The sequence below is a fragment of the Bacillus sp. BR3(2024) genome (assembly GCF_039134555.1).
Lineage (GTDB): Bacteria > Bacillota > Bacilli > Bacillales > Bacillaceae_G > Bacillus_A > Bacillus_A cereus.
Window position 1 is genome coordinate 403,315 of the sequence record NZ_CP152433.1, and the last position, 18,619, is coordinate 421,933.

Genomic DNA, 18,619 nt, shown 5'->3' on the forward strand with positions numbered 1-18,619 from the left:
GAAAGTAGGGATGAATTATGTTAATGACTAGACCAAATTTAAAAGGAAGAAGCTTTCTAGCAGAAAAAGATTTTACACAAGAAGAATTGTTATATTTTCTAGATTTGGCAGCAGAATTAAAAGAGAAAAAGAAAAACGGTATCCCGCATCATTATTTAGAAGGTAAAAATGTAGCGCTCTTATTTGAAAAAACTTCTACTCGTACGCGTTGTGCATTTACAGTAGCATGTACAGATTTAGGGGCAAATCCTGAATATTTAGGGAAAGGTGATATTCAACTTGGGAAAAAAGAATCTGTAGAGGATACAGCAAAAGTGTTAGGGCGTATGTTTGACGGAATTGAGTTTCGTGGATTTAATCATGAAACTGTAGAATCTTTAGCACAAAATTCTGGTGTGCCAGTTTGGAATGGATTAACAGATATGTGGCATCCAACACAAACACTAGCAGATTTATTAACAATTAGAGAACATATAGGGAAATTGAAAAATGTGAAGCTCGTTTACGTTGGCGATGGGCGAAATAATGTTGCTAATAGCTTACTAGTTGGTGGAGCAATCGTTGGAATGGATGTACGTATTTGTACACCGAAATCTTTATGGCCTGCACAAGAAGTAATTGATTTAGCAAAAAAATATAATGAACAAGTAATGATAACAAGTAATGTGGAAGAAGCTGTTGCGAATGCAGATGTAATTTATACAGATGTATGGGTGTCTATGGGGGAAGAAGAAAAATTTGCTGAACGTGTCGAGTTATTGAAACCTTATCAAGTAAATATGAAAATGATTAAAGCAACAGGGAATGAAAACGTGATTTTCTTACATTGTTTACCTGCATTTCATGATGTTGAAACGATGTATGGCGAAGAAGTTTATGAGAAATATGGGTTGAAAGAAATGGAGGTAACTGACGAAGTATTCCGCAGTAAACATTCAAAAGTATTTGATCAAGCTGAAAATAGAATGCATACAATTAAAGCGGTTATGGCAGCTACTTTAGGAAACATGGAGTAAAGAAGAAAGGGAGTCTTCCTTTCTTCTTTCTCCTCCTTTAGACACGATCATTCACTATTGCTTTTGTATTGTTATTGCAATTAAAGAGAGGTGAGTGGAATGGGTGAAGATAAGAAATTAGGGTTGTTTACACTAACGGCTCTTGTAGTTGGGTCTATGATTGGCGGTGGAGCCTTTAATTTAGCGAGTGATATGGCAAAAGGTGCTGGTGCTGGAGCCATTATTATTGGCTGGGTTATAACAGGAATTGGGATGATTGCACTTGGATTATCTTTTCAAAATCTAACTGTAAAACGGCCAGATTTAGATGGTGGTATTTTTAGCTATGCAAAAGCAGGGTTTGGTAATTTTATGGGGTTTAATAGTGCGTGGGGATACTGGCTATCTGCTTGGCTTGGGAATGTAGCTTACGGTACATTATTGTTTTCTTCATTAGGATATTTCTTCCCGATCTTTGAAGGCGGTCAAAATGTAGAATCCATTATTGGTGCAAGCGTATTATTATGGTGTGTTCACATGTTAATTTTACGTGGAGTTCAATCAGCAGCCCTTGTGAATTTAGTAACTACAATCGCAAAATTAGTACCTGTATTTGTATTTATTGTCATAGGAATCTTTGCGTTTCATATTGATACGTTCTTAGATGGATTTTGGGGGCAAACTGGTTCTTTTTCATGGGGAGCAGTTGGCAGCCAAGTTAAAAGTACAATGCTTGTAACTTTATGGGTATTTATTGGGGTAGAAGGGGCTGTTGTTTTATCCAGTCGAGCAAAAAATAGAAGTGATGTAGGGAAAGCAACCGTTATTGGCTTAATTGGTACACTCATCATTTACATTTTAATCACATTATTGTCTCTTGGACTTATGCAGCAAGCAGACATTGCAGGTGTGAAAAATCCGGCTATGGCTTATTTATTTGAAAGTGTTGTTGGAAAATGGGGTGCTATCTTTATTAATTTAGGTTTAGTCATCTCTGTATTAGGTGCTTGGTTAGGTTGGACTTTGCTCGCTTCTGAAATTCCATATTTAGCGGCTAAAGATGGAGTATTTCCAAAATGGTTCGCAAAAGAAAATAAAAATAAGGCTCCAGTAAATTCATTATGGATAACAAATGGTTTAATACAAATATTCTTGTTAACATTCGTCGTTTCTGATCAGGCGTATAACTTTGCATTCTCTTTAGCATCTTCAGCTATTTTAATCCCATATGCTTTTTCAGCATTTTATCAACTGAAGCATAGCTTAAAGTCTGAAGAAGCAGATCGAAATAAAAATATAATAATTGGCTTGATCGCAAGTATTTATGGCGTGTGGTTAGTTTATGCAGCCGGTTTAGAGTATTTATTATTAACAATGACTTTATATGCGCCAGGTATTTTTATTTTTTACAATGTTCAAAAGCAAAAGAGTTCGAAGCAAATATTTACTCGAGTGGAATTAGCATCATCCGTAGCAATTGGTGCTTTAGCATTCTTTGCGATTTATGGATTAATTACAGGCAGTATTACTTTATAAAGCGCTGTGAAAGCGAAATCAACTGGAGGGCTGGAATATGGCACGAAGAAAAATTGTAGTTGCACTAGGGGGAAATGCGATACAGTCTGGAGAAGCTACTGCGGGAGCGCAGCAAGAAGCGTTGGAAAAAACGGCAGAACAACTTGTGAAAATAATGGAAAATGATGTGGATATAGTAATTGCGCATGGAAATGGCCCACAAGTGGGGAATATTTTATTACAGCAAAAAGCTGCAGAAACGGAAAAGACACCTGCAATGCCATTAGATACTTGTGGGGCAATGAGCCAAGGGATGATTGGATATTGGATGGAAAATGCAATTGAAAAGGCATTGAAAAAACGGAATATAAACAAAGATGTAGCAACGGTTATAACACGTGTTGTTGTGGATAAAAAAGATGAGGCATTTAAAAATCCAACTAAACCAATTGGTCCTTTTTATACAGAAGAAGAGGCCAGAAAATTAATGGATGAAACAAAAGCAGTGTTTAAAGAAGATGCTGGTAGAGGATGGAGACGTGTTGTTCCATCACCGAAGCCTGTAAGTATTCATGAACATAAAGTGATTAATTCTTTGGTCGAAGATGGAAACATAGTGATAGCTGTGGGCGGAGGTGGAATTCCAGTAATTGATTCTGAAGAAGGATTAAAAGGAACTGAAGCGGTTATCGATAAAGATTTCGCTGCGCAGAAATTAGCAGAATTAGTAGATGCCGATACGCTCGTTATTTTAACTGCAGTTGATTATGTGTATGTAAATTATAATCAACCGAATCAAAAAAAATTAGAGCATGTCACAGTGAATCAATTAGAAGAATATATTGAAGAACAACAATTTGCTGCGGGAAGCATGCTTCCAAAAATCGAAGCTGCTATTAATTTTGTTAATACAAATCCAAAAAGAAAAACGATTATTACGTCTTTAGAAAAAGTATATGAAGCACTAGAAGAAAAAGCCGGTACTATTATTTCAAAACAGAATGTATGCATGTATGTTTAAATTATTATGTACGCTACTTAGTAGTAAAAAAAGAATGAGGTTAATAACTTCATTCTTTTTATTTATTAATATTTTTTGTACTCATTGTTCATAAAGTTTTCATGATGAAATCTGAATATACAAGTTAATTATGATAAAATTCAAATTGAATACGCTTTCTTGATTTTTCGCTCCAACATACAGCAAGAGAGAGGGAATTTTATGAATAGACGGAACGTAGTGAAAGACTTAAAGCAGTTCGAATTATTTGCTCATTTAACAGAAAAAAAATTGAAAGGCTTAACAGAGTTTGTTTATTGGCGAACTTATAAAAAAGGTCAATTTTTATTTTTAGAAGGGGATTCAAGGGAAAGAATTTACTTCATGTTAGATGGTTTTGTAAAGTTAGAGCGGGTTAATCAAAATGGGAACTTATTATACGATGACTATGTAAAGCGGTATTCTATTTTTCCTTATGGTGGTATGTTTACAGACAGAGGATATAACTATACAGCAGAAGCAATGACGGATGTGGAGGTATATTATATTCCAACGGTAATCTTTGAAGATATGGTAAAGTCCAGCAGAACACAATTGATGTACGTTGTTCAGCAATTATCATCTATATTAAAATTGAACGAAAATCGAGTGCAAAATATTACAATTCCTAATGCACAAGATCGTGTTATCCAAACGTTAAATTATTTAATGCAGGATTTAGGAGAACAGAGTGGAGAAAAGATTGTAATTTCATGTCCACTTACAACAATTGAAATATCCAAAATATCTGGAACATCTCGAGAGACAGTTAGCAGCGTATTAAAACAATTAAAAAATGATAGCATTGTTACAATTTTAGATAAAAAAATTACAATACATGATCCAACATATTTTGAAGAAATCTCTATGTGAAAATTGTATATTGATTTTTTAATTCATATTGTATATTAATAAGGTTCTTTATATATTTATAAGGAACTTTTTTACGTTATCCTCTATAAAAAGATTGTATAGTATGGTAATAATAGCTAAAATCGATAATAAAATACAAAGTGAAGGGGAGAAAGAATGATTCGTATTGAGTATGATCGATTAGTAGCTATTTGTTACAGTATAGGGGTTTTGTTATTATTAAAAATTCCAAATGATAATGAATTAATTGGGGAAAAACTATTCAATGTCTATAAGATTCCGATACATACGTATGTTTATATGGATTATAAATTCTCAAATATATTGATTGTTTCTTTCATACTACATGTAATTGCATTTATATTATTTTTAAAATGGCTAGGAAAAAAGGAGTCTAGTACATTTAGAAAAATGAATAAGATAAAAGTAGTAGGTACTAGTATTTTGATTGTAATGATGCCGTTTATTTTAAATACAATCCTCCAGACATTGAATAAAACATGGTATTATGCAGGAAAAACAGGGGTAGAAGCAATAGAATATAAAAAAGAAGATAGCCAGTGTAGAATGGAGAAAAATGGAGAGAATATCCAACCGAAGTGCATTGTTACTTTAAAAAATTATCGTAATCATTCACAAGCATTAAAAGTTGTTTTATATGATAATGCAAACGAGAATTCAAAAAGCTATCCAGTACCGAAACCAGTCTATTTACAAAAACATGAGACAAAGCAATTTGAATTTCAAGTTCCTGTTTCTTATAATAGAGGTATTGAAAAAGATAAAGTACCAAATATTAAATTACATTCATTGCATGAAAATGATACGAAATACAATTAATCTGTAAGTAAAAGTTTATGAGTAGGAGCAAGAATTTGAAACGATATAGAAAATCAACTTGAATCATCCAACATACTGCGAGGTAACGGTATATTGGATGATTTTTTTATGTTATCCCCTTTTTTCACGTATGAAAAGGAGGAATACTTTGTTGGAAATGAAAAACATCACAAGGATCATACATGGTTTTTACTTTACGTAATCTGTGAAAGTTAGAGCCATAATAACTAGTTTGCCAATTTTTAATGTCGATATCGGGCCAGTTCACATAGTCACCTAGTGTATAAGGATCTAAGCTTTCTCGTAAACCTTTAACCCAGCGTATATTTCGATTTTCTTCATCATCGCATTTCCAAGAGGTAATGTATTCTTGAGCAATAATTGCTTTACGATGAAAATAAGCCGTTTCATTCGGCGAAATATTTTCAACAGCACCTATGAGCGATTGATGCCAAATACTAGCATCTTTATTTGGTGCATGAGAAAGAAAGGATTGCATGATTTGAATGCCTTTAAGGGGAATAGGTGTATAGACATAGGAACCAGAGCGCTTGAAATTTTCAGGGATGTTACCTCCATTAAAAAATTCAACAGCCTTTATATAAGGAACTTCTTCTATAAAGAGAGAGGGGCTACCAGTTTCAAGAAGAGGGGATAATAGGGAATGGAGTTCAGAGGGAGAACCGATAAACTCGCCTTGTGCTTCGATTTTATTTCGTTGCTTGGCGAATAATTCGATCGATGAAGTGAGACGTTCATCTATATAAGGTGCCCAGTTTTGCCACGCTTGAAATGCAGCAATAAAGTCTTCCCATTCCCATGTAATTGAAAAAATTGATACATTTTTTATCGGGTGGACTCGAAAAGTTAATGAAGTGACAATTCCGAAGTTTCCACCACCGCCACCACGGCATGCCCAAAAAAGGTTAGAGTTCTCTTGTTCATTTGCACGAATGAGTTTTGCACCAAATTTTCCACATGCTTGTACCATTTCCACTTCCATTAATTGATCACATGTTAATCCATATAAGCGCGAAAGCATACCAATACCACCACCAAGTGCTAATCCAACAATTCCAACGCTTGCACTTGTACCAGCAGGAATTGTAACACCGTAATTCCAAAGTTCTTTATAAACAGTGCCAAGATTTGCACCAGCCTCAATTGTTGCTGTTAATTTCTCTGTATTAACAGTAATGCGATGCATTTCACTCACATCAATAATAAGTCCTCTATTTAAAAGAGAAAAATTTTCATAGCTATGACGTCCACTTCTTAACCGAAATGGTATATGACGTTCACCTGCCCATTTTAAGGCGTTACAGACATCCTTGTTATTTTGACAAAAAACAATAATACAAGGGAGTTTTGGAATACTTAAATTTAAATTCATTCGGGCTACGTCGTAGTCAGGATCTGTGGGAACAACGATACGACCTGTTAATTTTGTTTGCTTCAATTTATTACTCCTTTCTAAAATAATCAGAGTTTTTTATTAATATATGAAAAATGTCTGTAATACGCGTGGACAAGGAGAGGTGAAGAATGAGATTTACCTTTGTGAGAAATAAATAAAGCATAAGAATAAAGAATCTACATAGAGTTCAATGAAAACAGTTGCAAACTATTCATATTTTGTTATGATAGTGTTACGAAAACGTTTGCATAAAATTTCCGATGGGATGCAAAAGGAGAGAATGACTATGAATAAGACATGGTGGAAAGAAGCGGTTGCTTATCAAATTTATCCACGAAGCTTTATGGATTCAAATGGTGATGGTATTGGAGATTTACAAGGTATTATTGCAAAACTGGATTATTTAAAAGATTTAGGTATAGATGTAATTTGGATTTGTCCAATGTATAAGTCGCCTAATGATGATAATGGTTATGATATTAGTGATTATCAAGATATTATGGATGAGTTTGGTACAATGGCAGACTTTGATGCTTTACTAGATGAAGTTCATAAGCGTGATATGAAGCTTATTATTGATTTAGTTATTAATCATACGAGTGATGAACATCCATGGTTTATTGAATCACGTTCATCTAAAGATAATCCGAAGCGTGATTGGTATATTTGGCATGATGGTAAAGATGGTGCGGAGCCAAACAACTGGGAAAGTATTTTTAATGGTTCGGCATGGGAATATGATGAAGAAACAGAACAATATTATTTACATTTATTCTCACGTAAACAACCAGATTTAAACTGGGAGAATAAAGAAGTTCGCGAAGTACTATACGATACGGTTAATTGGTGGCTTGATAAAGGTATTGATGGTTTCCGCGTTGATGCGATCAGTCATATTAAAAAAGAAGAAGGCCTCAAGGATATGCCAAATCCAAAAGGGTTAAAATATGTGCCATCTTTTGATAAACATATGAATGTGAAAGGTATTCAACCTTTATTAGAAGAGCTAAAAGAAAATACATTCTCTAAGTACGATATTATGACTGTTGGTGAAGCAAATGGTGTTAAGATTGAAGATGCTGAGCTTTGGGTTGGAGAAGAGCAAGGTAAGTTCAATATGGTATTCCAATTTGAACATTTAAGTTTATGGGATGCAGAGAAGAAGAAAGACCTTGATGTTGTAGGATTGAAAAAAGTATTAACGAAATGGCAAAAAGGATTAGAAAATAAAGGATGGAACGCTTTATATATTGAGAATCACGATAAACCACGTATCGTTTCAACATGGGGAGATGATAAACAATATTGGCGTGAAAGTGCAACAGCTCTAGGGGCGATGTATTTCTTTATGCACGGTACACCTTTTATTTATCAAGGCCAAGAAATTGGTATGACAAATGTTCAGTTACCAAATATTGAAGATTACGATGATGTAGCAATTAAAAATTTATATCGCGAGAAAATTGCAGAGGGCGTACCACATCAAGATATGATGGAGATTATATGGGCTTCTTGCCGCGATAATTCACGTACACCTATGCAGTGGAATGATGAGATGAATGCTGGTTTCACAACAAGTACACCTTGGTTTAGCATGAATCCAAATTACAAAGAAATTAATGTTGAAAAGCAAAAAAATGAAGAAAAGTCTATTTTTAATTTCTATAAGAAAATGATTGCCCTGAAAAAAGAGCACGATGTACTGAACTATGGTACGTATGATTTACTTTTAGAAGACGATCCACAAATTTATGCATATACACGTACGTTACAGGATGAAAAAGTCATTGTAATTAGTAATATCTCAAAAGAGGAAGCTGTGTATAATGAGGGTTCATTTGCACTAGAACGCAAACGTTTGCTTTTAAATAACTATGAAGTTGCGGAACATGAAGAAGTAACAACAATTGCTTTAAAGCCTTATGAAACAAGGGTTTATCGCATTTCATAATAAAAAAGGATGCTCTTTGAGCATCTTTTTTTATGAAAAAAAATAAATTTCTATTGCAAAGTGAAAACGCTTTTATTAAAATAGATCTATGAAAACGGTTGCGTAAAGATAAAAATAAAGTAACATAAGGAATCGTTTTCATAAAGGGAACAGAAATTATAATTTAAATCATTATGTTTTTATAAATAAAGGGGAGGAAGAACAGATGAAAATTACGTCTTTTGATTTTTGGCAAAAGTTCGGGAAAGCGTTATTAGTTGTTGTAGCCGTAATGCCAGCAGCTGGTTTAATGATTTCCATCGGTAAGTTAATTGGTATGTCTGCTGGGGATGTTAACGCAGTTCATACAATCGCTCGCGTAATGGAAGACATCGGTTGGGCAATCATTACAAATCTACACATCTTATTCGCAGTAGCAATTGGGGGATCTTGGGCGAAAGATCGCGCGGGTGGTGCATTTGCAGCGCTATTAGCATTCGTCTTAACAAACCGAATTACAGGAGCTATATTTGGGGTAAACGCTGAAATGTTAGCGGATTCAAAAGCGAAAGTTTCTTCAGTAATAGCGGGAGATTTAATTGTAAAAGATTACTTTACTTCTGTACTTGGTGCACCTGCATTAAACATGGGAGTGTTCGTAGGGATTATCACAGGTTTCTTAGGAGCTACTTTATATAACAAATATTATAACTATAATAAACTGCCACAGGCATTAGCATTCTTTAATGGAAAACGATTTGTACCATTCGTTGTAATTCTTTGGTCTACAGTTACTGCGATTGTATTATCACTTCTATGGCCATTCATCCAAAGTGGGTTAAATGAATTTGGTCGCTGGATTGCAGCTTCAAAAGATAGTGCACCAGTTGTTGCACCGTTTGTATATGGAACGTTAGAGCGTTTATTATTACCATTTGGTTTACACCATATGTTAACGATTCCGATGAACTATACAGAGCTAGGCGGAACATATACGATGCTAACTGGTTCAAAAGTTGGACAAGTTGTAGCAGGACAAGATCCATTATGGCTTGCATGGATTACAGATTTAAATAATTTATTAGCAAATGGAGATACGAAGGCATATAACGATTTATTAAATAACGTTGTACCAGCTCGTTTCAAAGCTGGACAAGTTATCGGCTCAACAGCAGCGTTAATGGGGATTGCATTTGCGATGTTCCGTAACGTTGATAAAGAAAAGCGTGCAAAATATAAACCAATGTTTTTATCAGCAGCATTAGCAGTATTCTTAACAGGTGTAACAGAACCAATTGAATTCATGTTCATGTTTATTGCTCCAGTATTATATGTTGTATATGCTATTACAACAGGACTTGCATTCGCGCTAGCTGATTTAATTAACTTACGTGTTCATGCATTTGGATTTATTGAGTTAATTACTCGTACGCCAATGATGGTTAACGCAGGTTTAACAAGAGACTTAATCAACTTTGTTATTGTTTCATTAGTGTTCTTCGGTCTTAACTTTACACTATTTAATTTCTTAATTAAAAAATTCAATTTACCAACACCAGGGCGTGCAGGTAACTATATTGATAATGAAGATGAGGCATCAGAAGGAACAGGAAATGTACAAGACGGTTCATTAGCAACAAAAGTTATCGATTTATTAGGTGGAAAAGAAAATATTGCTGACGTAGATGCTTGTATGACGCGCTTACGTGTAACAGTAAAAGATTTAGATGTTGTTGCACCAGAAGCACAGTGGAAACAAAATGGTGCTTTAGGGCTTATTGTAAAAGACAAAGGTGTACAAGCGGTATATGGTCCGAAAGCTGACGTATTAAAGTCAGACATTCAAGATATGTTAGGTGCGTAATAATATGAAATTGCTAACTTTAAACTGTCATTCTTGGCAAGAAGAGAATCAAATAGAAAAGATACAATACCTTGCTAAAGTAATTCAAGAAGAAGAGTACGATGTCATCGCATTGCAAGAAGTAAGTCAGTCCATACAAGCTGAAAATGTATGCGGTAACAAGAAAAAAGATAATTTTGGACTTTTACTATTAGAAGAGTTAAAAGCGCTACATGTAAAAGATTACAATATTACTTGGGATTTCTCTCATATTGGTTATGACGTGTACGAAGAAGGATTAGCGATTATAACGAAGCATAATATTATAAAAGAAGATACGTTCTTCATTTCAGAAAACGAGGATACAACGTATTGGAAAACGCGTAAAATTGTAAGTACAACAATTGCTTATAATGGTAAGGATATAACGTTTTACTCTTGTCATCTCGGTTGGTGGAATGATGAAGAAGAGTCATTCAAAGGTCAAGTCGATCGTTTGATGGAGCGTGTAGATAGCAATAAGCTCGCCTTCTTAATGGGGGATTTTAATAACAATGCTCGATTGAAAGGCGAAGGTTATGAGTATATGATGCAAAAAGGGTTGTATGACACATATGAATTAGCAATAGAGAAGGATGAAGGAACGACTGTCCAAGGTGAGATTGCTGGTTGGGATGAAAATAAACATAATTTGCGAATCGATCTAATATTGTGTAACCAAAGTAAAAAAGTTCATTCTTCAAAAGTTATTTTTAATGGTACAAACAGAAATGTAATTTCAGATCATTTCGGTGTAGAGGTTCAATTGGATATATAATAGAAGAAATCCTCACAGAGAATAAAAGCTGTGAGGATTTTTTTTAGGAATACAAGTATTTCCAAGAGAAAATACTTGTATTTTTTATGACATTTCATATATATTTGTTATTATTGAATGTAAAACCGATTTGGTCATTTTGTATTCATACTTTGACTCACTTCGTTATATAATGAAGTAAGTGAAAGTTAATGGGAAAAAATAGTACGTTTTTGGTTAATACACGATGTAGAAAGTGATATAATTGCAAAATGTATGTATCATTTTCTAAAGAAGGAAAAATATATAATTAGGTGATAACTTCTATGAAACAGATTTGGCGTATTTATAAGACAGATTTACGGAATGTAGCCAAACATTGGGCTGCAATTGTTATTGTTTTAGGATTAATGATTTTACCATCGTTATATGCATGGTTTAACATTAAAGCTTCTTGGGATCCATATGGAAATACAAAAGAGGTTCCCATTGCAGTTTCTAACCAAGATGCAGGTTCTAATTTAAGAGGGAAAGATATTAATATCGGGAAAGAGATTGTAGACTCCCTTAAGAAAAACAAAAATCTTGGCTGGAAATTTGTAGATGAAAAACAAGCAATTTACGGAGTTGAGCGTGGAGATTATTATGCAAGTATTACGATTCCAAAAGATTTCTCTGAAAAAATTGCAACTGTTCTGGATGAAAATCCACAGAAACCAGAACTTGATTACTATGTAAATGAAAAGGTAAATGCGATTGCACCGAAAATTACAGCAAAAGGTGCATCAGGTATTACGGAAGAAATTAGTAAAAACTTCGTTAAAACAGCGAACGGTGAGATTTTTAAAATCTTCAATGACCTTGGAATCGATTTAGAAACAAACTTACCAAGTATCGAGAAAGTAAAAGATCTTGTCTTTAAGTTAGAAGCGCAGTTCCCAGAAATGAATACATTGATGGATAAGGCGTTAGATGATGCGACTCGAGCAGAGGATATTGTGAAAGTGGCGCAAAAAGATTTACCTGTTGTAGAGAGTGTCATAAATGATGGGCAGGAAGCATTGGCGAATTTAGATAAGTTCTTTGCAAGACAAGATCAAACATTAAAAAATGCTCCAGGGACGATAAGAAATGATTTAGTAGTAGCACAAAGTGTTATGGATAGTGCAGCTGCATTTACCGACTTTTTAATGAATCCAGGTGTTGATTTAAACATCCCTGATTTCTCTGGAATGAATGGACTACCTGAATTCCCTGCAAGACCAGACCTTTCTAAGTTGAATAGTGATGGTTACAAGGGGATAGCACAAAATATTAATCAAACAGTAAATAATGTTTTAAGCTCATCACGTGCAGGAACAGCTTATGGGAAAAGTGTTGTAAATGGATTGCAAAATGGACAATTTGATCCAGAGCAAGCAAAGAAAGATTTAAATGCAGTATCAGATCAACTGCAAGCTCGTACAGAAAATATTTCATATCTTATTAATATATTTACTGAACTTCAAAACTCAGCCACGACTGATTTTGGAAAAAGCTTCTTCCAAGGGCGAGTGGATCGCTTAACCAAGCTTAAAGGTAGTATGGAAAATGCAAATAACGGCATTAAAGATATTGTAAGTGTTATCGGTACAGGACAAGAAGTAAAGAAAGATGTAACAGATGTAGCAAATCAAAAGTTAGATGCAGCAAATGCATTAATTGATCAAGCGGAAAAAGATTACAATGAAACATTTGTAGCAGATTATAAAAAAGCAGTTAGCACAGTAGATCAAGCTAAAGCAGATGCAAATGAAATATATGATAATGCAAAAGCGGATTATGAGAAAGCAAAGAATAGTCTTGAAAGTACTAAATCTAGTGTACAAAAAGCATTAGAGGATGTACAAAATAGAGGTGTTAATGGTTTAGAAGGTTCGAAGGAAGCCTTAAAAAGTTTAAATGGTCAATTCCAAGCTGGAATCGGTTTAATCGATGATATGATTCCAGTTCTAGAAAGTACAAATAAGGTTTTAGCTGATGTAAATAGTGATAAAAATCTTAATAATGGAATTGCAAAATTAAATAAAGCGAAAAGTAGTCTGCAAAAAGGTGTAGATGCAACGAATAAGGGAATTACACTTCTTAACAATGGACAGAAACCTACAAAAGATGTAATTGAAAGTATTAACAACGCTGCGAAGAGCGGATCAGCTCAATTAACAGATGTATTATCGACGTATGATTCAGAAATTGTACCTAATTTCAATACAGCAATTGCTCGTACAAAAGAGATGTCGAAAAATACAACTCAAATTTTAAATGATGCAGACAAAAAGCTTCCAGATGTTAAAAAATTACTAGAAGATTCATCAAAAGGCTTAGTAGACGGTAGAAAGAAATTAGCAGATATTAAAGCTGACATGCCGGAAACTGAGAAAAAGGTTAAAGAATTAGCAGATAAAATTCGTGATTTTGAATCTGAAGAGGATTTAAAAGACATTATACGCTTATTGAAAAATGATGTTGAAAAGCAAAGTGATTACTTTGCGAATCCAGTAAATTTAAAAGAAAATAAATTATTTGCGATGCCGAACTACGGTTCAGCGATGTCACCATTCTATACAGTGCTTGCATTATGGGTAGGCGCATTATTAATGGTTTCATTATTAACGGTAGAAGTACACGAAGAGGGCGCGAATTATAAGAGCCATGAAATTTACTTCGGACGTTTATTAACATTCTTAACGATAGGTCTTTCACAAGCGTTTATCGTATCGATGGGAGATATATTCTTACTCGGTACGTACGTAGTCGATAAGTTCTGGTTTGTGTTATTTAGTTTATTTATTGGTGGAGTCTTCGTTTGTATCGTATACTCACTCGTTTCTATTTTCGGAAACGTTGGGAAATCGATGGCGATCATTTTACTTGTACTACAAGTAGCAGGATCGGGCGGAACATTCCCAATCCAAATGACACCAGCGTTCTTCCAAGCGATTTATCCGTTCTTACCATTCACATACGCAATTAGCGCAATTCGTGAAACAGTTGGCGGAATGCTTTGGGATATCGTAACGCGAGATTTACTTGTGTTAAGTGCTTTCGTAGTAGTTATGATTGTTGCTGCGTTATTACTGAAAACACCAATTAACAAATCAAGTGAAAAATTTGTTGAGAATGCAAAAGGAAGTAAAATCATTCACTAAAATAAAAGGTTCCTACCGATAGAGGTAGGAACCTTTTTGTTTAATCAAATTTTAATTTTTTTAATGCTTCTGCGAACGGGTTGTTTAATGGTTCTTCTTCTTTGTTCTGTTGTTTCATATATTTTTGAACGTCGCGCTTATCAGCTTTGTTTCCAGATTCTTTTTTACGTCTTTCTTGGAATGTTGATAATTTCTCGCGATAGCCACATTTACATGCAAAGATTTGTCCTGCACCCTCACCACGTAATTCTAGTTTCTTCTTACATTGCGGACAGCGAGCGTTTGTTGTACGAGATACATTTTTACGATGACCACATTCACGATCTTGGCATACGAGCATTTTTCCCTTTCTGCCGTTTACTTCTAGCATTGGTTTACCGCAATCTGGACAAGACTTCGTTGAAATGTTGTCATGTTTATATTTTTTATCGCTTGATTTAATTTCAGAAACGATTTCTTTCGTATAGTTCTTCATTTCAGAAATGAATACTTCTTTTTTCAATTTACCTTTTGCGATAGCCTCAAGTTTTTGTTCCCATTCACCAGTTAGTGTAGGAGATTTTAATTCTTCTGGTACTAAATCAAGTAACTGGCGACCTTTTGAAGTAATGTGAATATCTTTACCGCGTTTTTCAATTAAGAATGAATTGAATAGCTTGTCGATAATGTCTGCACGTGTCGCTACAGTACCTAATCCACCAGTCGATTTTAACGTATCAGCAAGTTGTTTATTTTGCGTATCCATATATTTTGTAGGATTCTCCATTGCTGAAAGTAAAGTCGCTTCGTTAAATCGTGCAGGTGCTTTTGTTTGACCTGATGTTTGCATAATTAACTTTACAGCTAATGTATCGCCTTTCTCAATGTGAGGTAGAAGTTGCTCTTTTACGTCATCAGTTACATCATCATCTTCAAAGCGATTTTCATATACTTCTTTCCAACCGGCATGTAGAATTGTTTTTCCGCGCGCAATGAACGTTTCATTGCCAACCTTTGTGCGTAACGTTAGTTGCTCATATTCGAATGCCGGGAATAACACAGCTAAGAAACGTTTTACAACTAAATCATAAATTTTGCGTTCTTTATCTGTGAATGCTGAGAAGTTAACGTATCCTTCTGTTGGAATAATCGCATGATGATCGCTTACTTTACTATCATCAACAAATGATTTGTTAGGTTTGATAGGCTTTTGTAATACTTTATGTGCGAAGGGACGGTATTCTCCAACACCACATGCTTTTAGACGTTCTGGAAGTGTTCCAACGATATCAGATGAAATGTAGCGTGAATCTGTACGAGGGTACGTTAGTACTTTATGCTGTTCATACAATTTTTGCATAATATTTAATGTTTCTTTAGCAGAGTAACCGAACTTTTTATTCGCATCACGTTGCAATTCAGTTAAATCGTAAAGACCAGGAGAGAATGACTTCTTCTGTTTCTTATCAATTTCCACAACAGTAGCATTTTGTTTATCTAAACGTTTTACAATACCATCGATTTTTTCTTTATTAAAACTACGGCTATTGCCATTTGCATCTTGCCAAGTAAGTTTGAGCTTCTCCATTGTTTGAGCTTCGATGCCGTAGTAAGTTTGTGCTTTGAAGTTCTTTATTTCATCCTCACGACTAGCAATCATAGCAACAGTAGGGGTTTGTACACGGCCGCAATTTAACTGGGCATTAAAGCGAGTCGTTAAAGCACGAGTTGCATTAAGACCGATATACCAGTCAGCTTCTGAACGCGCAACTGCTGAAGCGTATAAATTGTCATAGGCTTTACCTGGTTTTAAATTTGCAAAACCATCTTTAATTGCTTTATCGGTTACAGAAGAAATCCATAAACGTTTGATTGGTTTATTTAGCTTAACTTTATCGATAATCCAGCGTGCGACTAATTCCCCTTCACGTCCAGCGTCTGTTGCTACAATAATTTCATTTACATCTTTTCTAAGTAGCTGACTTTTTACAGCATTAAATTGTTTACCAGTTTGTTTAATAACCGTTAATTTCAAACGCTCAGGTAGCATCGGTAAATCTTCTAAATTCCACTTTTTATATTTCACATCATAACTTTCTGGATCTGCTAATGTAACGAGATGACCTAAAGCCCAAGTTACAATATATTTACTACCTTCAAGATAGCCGTTTCCTTTTTTATCACACTTCAGTACACGAGCAATATCTCGTGCAACGGAAGGTTTTTCAGCGATTACAACGCTTTTTGACATATTAAAAACATCCTTTCAAATTTCCATAAGTTAAATATAGCATACATCTTCTTGAGATTCAGTTTCGCTCCATATTTCAGCTGTTTTTAATGGAGTTAACAAAATCCCAACTGATTAAAGTTTCACTTTATCAGTTGCTTCTATATTAAATAGAAAAGTAAAGAACTTGTTATTTTACTAGAATAAGAGTAGACTTTGAAGTAGAAGAATACTAAACACATGGGAGTTTGTGGATACAAACTGAGAGTATGACTAGTCCGTCATTGACCATTTGAACCTGTTGGATAATGCCAGCGTAGGGAGAGTGTAAAAGCACATGTTCAGGCACTTTGCGTACGCGGCAAAGTGCCTTTTTGTGTATCTCCCATAACTATAGTTAGGAGATGAGAAGGATGAATATGAAAGAAATTAGTAAAGTAGTGGATTTGGTGAGAGAATCTAATCCGCTTGTTCATAATATTACAAATGTTGTTGTAACAAATTTTACAGCTAACGGTTTGTTAGCGTTAGGGGCATCGCCTGTAATGGCGTATGCAAAAGAAGAAGTGGCAGAAATGGCTAGCATTGCTGGAGCGTTAGTATTAAATATGGGAACACTTCGTCCTGAAGAAGTAGAAGCGATGTTACTTGCCGGTAAATCAGCAAATGTGAACAATGTACCAGTACTGTTTGATCCAGTTGGTGCAGGAGCAACATCGTATCGAACAGAAGTTGCGAGACATATTCCGGCTGAAATTGAATTAGCGAGTATTCGCGGAAATGCAGCTGAAATAGCGAACGTTATTAATGAGAGATGGGAAATTAAAGGGGTAGACGCTGGTGCTGGAAATGGTAATGTCGTAAGTATTGCAAAGCAGGCAGCAGATGAACTAAATACAGTTGCAGTAATTACTGGAGAAGAAGATGTTGTTACAGATGGAGAGAGAACGATTGTTATTCGAAATGGTCACTCTATTTTAACGAAAGTTACGGGAACTGGTTGTTTACTAACTTCTGTAATAGGAGCATTTGTAGCAGTGGAAAAAGATTATGTAAAAGCAGCAGTAGCAGCATTAACGTTTTATGGTGTAGCTTCGGAACTGGCAGCTGCTAAGACCGTGGAAAAGGGACCTGGTAGTTTCCAAATTGAATTTTTAAATCAGTTAGCGAATACTACTTCTGGTGATATTGAGAAGTATGGAAAGATTGAGGAGTTAGAGTAAGAGGGAGTGAAAGAAATGGCACGCATTGAAATAGATAAAATGTCTAAGCTATTGCAAGTGTATTTTATTATGGGAAGTAATAACTGCACGAGGGATCCTTTAGCTGTATTGAAAGAAGCGTTAGATGGTGGAGTGACAATTTTTCAGTTTCGCGAGAAGGGGGAAGGTTCTTTAATCGGAGAAGATAGAGTGCGCTTTGCAAAAGAATTGCAGACGCTTTGTAAGGAATATAGTGTTCCTTTCATTGTAAATGATGATGTAGAATTAGCCATTGAATTAGATGCAGATGGTGTTCATGTAGGACAAGATGATGAAGGAATTACATCTGTTCGTGAAAAAATGGGAGATAAAATTATCGGTGTATCTGCTCATACAATTAAAGAAGCACGCTTTGCAATCGAAAATGGAGCAGATTATTTAGGCGTTGGACCTATTTTCCCAACGAGTACGAAAAAAGATACGAAAGCGGTTCAAGGAACGAAAGGATTAGCTTATTTTAGAGAACAAGGAATTACAGTGCCAATCGTTGGTATTGGTGGGATTACAATTGAAAATACAGCGGCAGTTATAGAAGCGGGTGCGGATGGTGTTTCAGTTATTTCAGCAATTAGTTTAGCTGAATCTGCGTATGAAAGTACGAGAAAATTAGCTGAAGAAGTAAAGAGAAGTTTGTAGGGAAGGACGTGTAGTATTTTAAGTGCTACATGGAGAAATAGACTGCCCCAAAATTTAAACAAGCATTTGATTAAAA

At 34.9% G+C, this 18,619-nt stretch carries 13 protein-coding genes and 1 riboswitch; of the genes, 11 read left to right on the forward strand and 2 right to left on the reverse strand.

Annotated features, from left to right (window positions below; genetic code table 11):
• Positions 1 to 17: 17 nt before the first annotated feature.
• The 5 genes from argF to V7S45_RS02175 all read left to right on the forward strand — a co-directional run bounded on the left by argF (position 18) and on the right by V7S45_RS02175 (position 5,262).
• On the forward strand, positions 18 to 1,016 hold the full coding sequence (argF, locus tag V7S45_RS02155; protein ID WP_025687823.1) for an ornithine carbamoyltransferase: 999 nt from the start codon (positions 18 to 20) through the stop codon (positions 1,014 to 1,016).
• A 99-nt stretch (positions 1,017 to 1,115) separates the two neighbouring features.
• Positions 1,116 to 2,531, forward strand: a complete 1,416-nt coding sequence (arcD, locus tag V7S45_RS02160; RefSeq protein ID WP_025687824.1) for an arginine-ornithine antiporter — start codon at positions 1,116 to 1,118, stop codon at positions 2,529 to 2,531.
• Between the two features lie 37 nt (positions 2,532 to 2,568).
• Positions 2,569 to 3,531 carry a carbamate kinase gene (gene arcC, locus V7S45_RS02165; protein ID WP_000113951.1) on the forward strand — a complete coding sequence of 321 codons (963 nt, stop codon included), beginning with the start codon at positions 2,569 to 2,571 and terminating at the stop codon, positions 3,529 to 3,531.
• 201 nt (positions 3,532 to 3,732) lie between these two features.
• On the forward strand, positions 3,733 to 4,422 hold the full coding sequence (locus V7S45_RS02170; protein WP_001081905.1) for a Crp/Fnr family transcriptional regulator: 690 nt from the start codon (positions 3,733 to 3,735) through the stop codon (positions 4,420 to 4,422).
• Positions 4,423 to 4,578: 156 nt separating this feature from the next.
• A complete protein-coding gene (locus V7S45_RS02175) occupies positions 4,579 to 5,262 on the forward strand; it encodes a hypothetical protein (RefSeq protein ID WP_025687825.1) in 684 nt (227 codons plus the stop codon).
• Positions 5,263 to 5,386: 124 nt separating this feature from the next.
• Here V7S45_RS02175 and V7S45_RS02180 read toward each other — a convergent pair whose 3' ends face one another.
• The gene (locus tag V7S45_RS02180) at positions 5,387 to 6,721 is read right to left on the reverse strand and encodes an FAD-binding oxidoreductase (RefSeq protein ID WP_025687826.1); all 1,335 of its coding nucleotides are present in this window, start codon (positions 6,719 to 6,721) and stop codon (positions 5,387 to 5,389) included.
• A 244-nt stretch (positions 6,722 to 6,965) separates the two neighbouring features.
• Between V7S45_RS02180 and V7S45_RS02185 the strand changes: the two genes are divergently transcribed.
• The 4 genes from V7S45_RS02185 to V7S45_RS02200 all read left to right on the forward strand — a co-directional run bounded on the left by V7S45_RS02185 (position 6,966) and on the right by V7S45_RS02200 (position 14,436).
• Positions 6,966 to 8,630, forward strand: a complete 1,665-nt coding sequence (locus tag V7S45_RS02185; RefSeq protein WP_001044710.1) for an alpha-glucosidase — start codon at positions 6,966 to 6,968, stop codon at positions 8,628 to 8,630.
• 205 nt (positions 8,631 to 8,835) lie between these two features.
• Entirely contained in the window at positions 8,836 to 10,473 is a 1,638-nt protein-coding gene (locus V7S45_RS02190) for a PTS transporter subunit IIBC (RefSeq protein ID WP_000705560.1), read from the forward strand.
• Positions 10,474 to 10,477: 4 nt separating this feature from the next.
• A complete protein-coding gene (locus V7S45_RS02195) occupies positions 10,478 to 11,269 on the forward strand; it encodes an endonuclease/exonuclease/phosphatase family protein (protein ID WP_000771997.1) in 792 nt (263 codons plus the stop codon).
• Between the two features lie 305 nt (positions 11,270 to 11,574).
• A complete protein-coding gene (locus V7S45_RS02200; protein WP_025687828.1) occupies positions 11,575 to 14,436 on the forward strand; it encodes a YhgE/Pip domain-containing protein in 2,862 nt (953 codons plus the stop codon).
• 40 nt (positions 14,437 to 14,476) lie between these two features.
• Here V7S45_RS02200 and topB read toward each other — a convergent pair whose 3' ends face one another.
• Positions 14,477 to 16,666, reverse strand: coding sequence for a DNA topoisomerase III (gene topB, locus V7S45_RS02205; RefSeq protein WP_342761638.1), 2,190 nt, complete (start codon positions 16,664 to 16,666; stop codon positions 14,477 to 14,479).
• 209 nt (positions 16,667 to 16,875) lie between these two features.
• A riboswitch (TPP riboswitch) is annotated at positions 16,876 to 16,985 on the forward strand.
• A 73-nt stretch (positions 16,986 to 17,058) separates the two neighbouring features.
• Between topB and thiM the strand changes: the two genes are divergently transcribed.
• Together thiM and thiE are read left to right on the forward strand one after the other, a co-directional pair.
• Complete coding sequence (thiM, locus tag V7S45_RS02210) at positions 17,059 to 17,868, forward strand: hydroxyethylthiazole kinase (protein WP_017657403.1); 810 nt, start codon at positions 17,059 to 17,061, stop codon at positions 17,866 to 17,868.
• 15 nt (positions 17,869 to 17,883) lie between these two features.
• Positions 17,884 to 18,543 carry a thiamine phosphate synthase gene (gene thiE, locus V7S45_RS02215; protein ID WP_017657404.1) on the forward strand — a complete coding sequence of 220 codons (660 nt, stop codon included), beginning with the start codon at positions 17,884 to 17,886 and terminating at the stop codon, positions 18,541 to 18,543.
• Positions 18,544 to 18,619 lie beyond the last annotated feature (76 nt).

Bases quoted from the DNA above. Each gene is read 5' to 3' on its own strand.
- argF (WP_025687823.1), top strand. From the start codon at position 18: ATGTTAATGACTAGACCAAATTTAAAAGGAAGAAGCTTTCTAGCAGAA.
- arcD (WP_025687824.1), top strand. From the start codon at position 1,116: ATGGGTGAAGATAAGAAATTAGGGTTGTTTACACTAACGGCTCTTGTA.
- arcC (WP_000113951.1), top strand. From the start codon at position 2,569: ATGGCACGAAGAAAAATTGTAGTTGCACTAGGGGGAAATGCGATACAG.
- V7S45_RS02170 (WP_001081905.1), top strand. From the start codon at position 3,733: ATGAATAGACGGAACGTAGTGAAAGACTTAAAGCAGTTCGAATTATTT.
- V7S45_RS02175 (WP_025687825.1), top strand. From the start codon at position 4,579: ATGATTCGTATTGAGTATGATCGATTAGTAGCTATTTGTTACAGTATA.
- V7S45_RS02185 (WP_001044710.1), top strand. From the start codon at position 6,966: ATGAATAAGACATGGTGGAAAGAAGCGGTTGCTTATCAAATTTATCCA.
- V7S45_RS02190 (WP_000705560.1), top strand. From the start codon at position 8,836: ATGAAAATTACGTCTTTTGATTTTTGGCAAAAGTTCGGGAAAGCGTTA.
- V7S45_RS02195 (WP_000771997.1), top strand. From the start codon at position 10,478: ATGAAATTGCTAACTTTAAACTGTCATTCTTGGCAAGAAGAGAATCAA.
- V7S45_RS02200 (WP_025687828.1), top strand. From the start codon at position 11,575: ATGAAACAGATTTGGCGTATTTATAAGACAGATTTACGGAATGTAGCC.
- topB (WP_342761638.1), bottom strand. From the start codon at position 16,666: ATGTCAAAAAGCGTTGTAATCGCTGAAAAACCTTCCGTTGCACGAGAT.
- thiM (WP_017657403.1), top strand. From the start codon at position 17,059: ATGAATATGAAAGAAATTAGTAAAGTAGTGGATTTGGTGAGAGAATCT.
- thiE (WP_017657404.1), top strand. From the start codon at position 17,884: ATGGCACGCATTGAAATAGATAAAATGTCTAAGCTATTGCAAGTGTAT.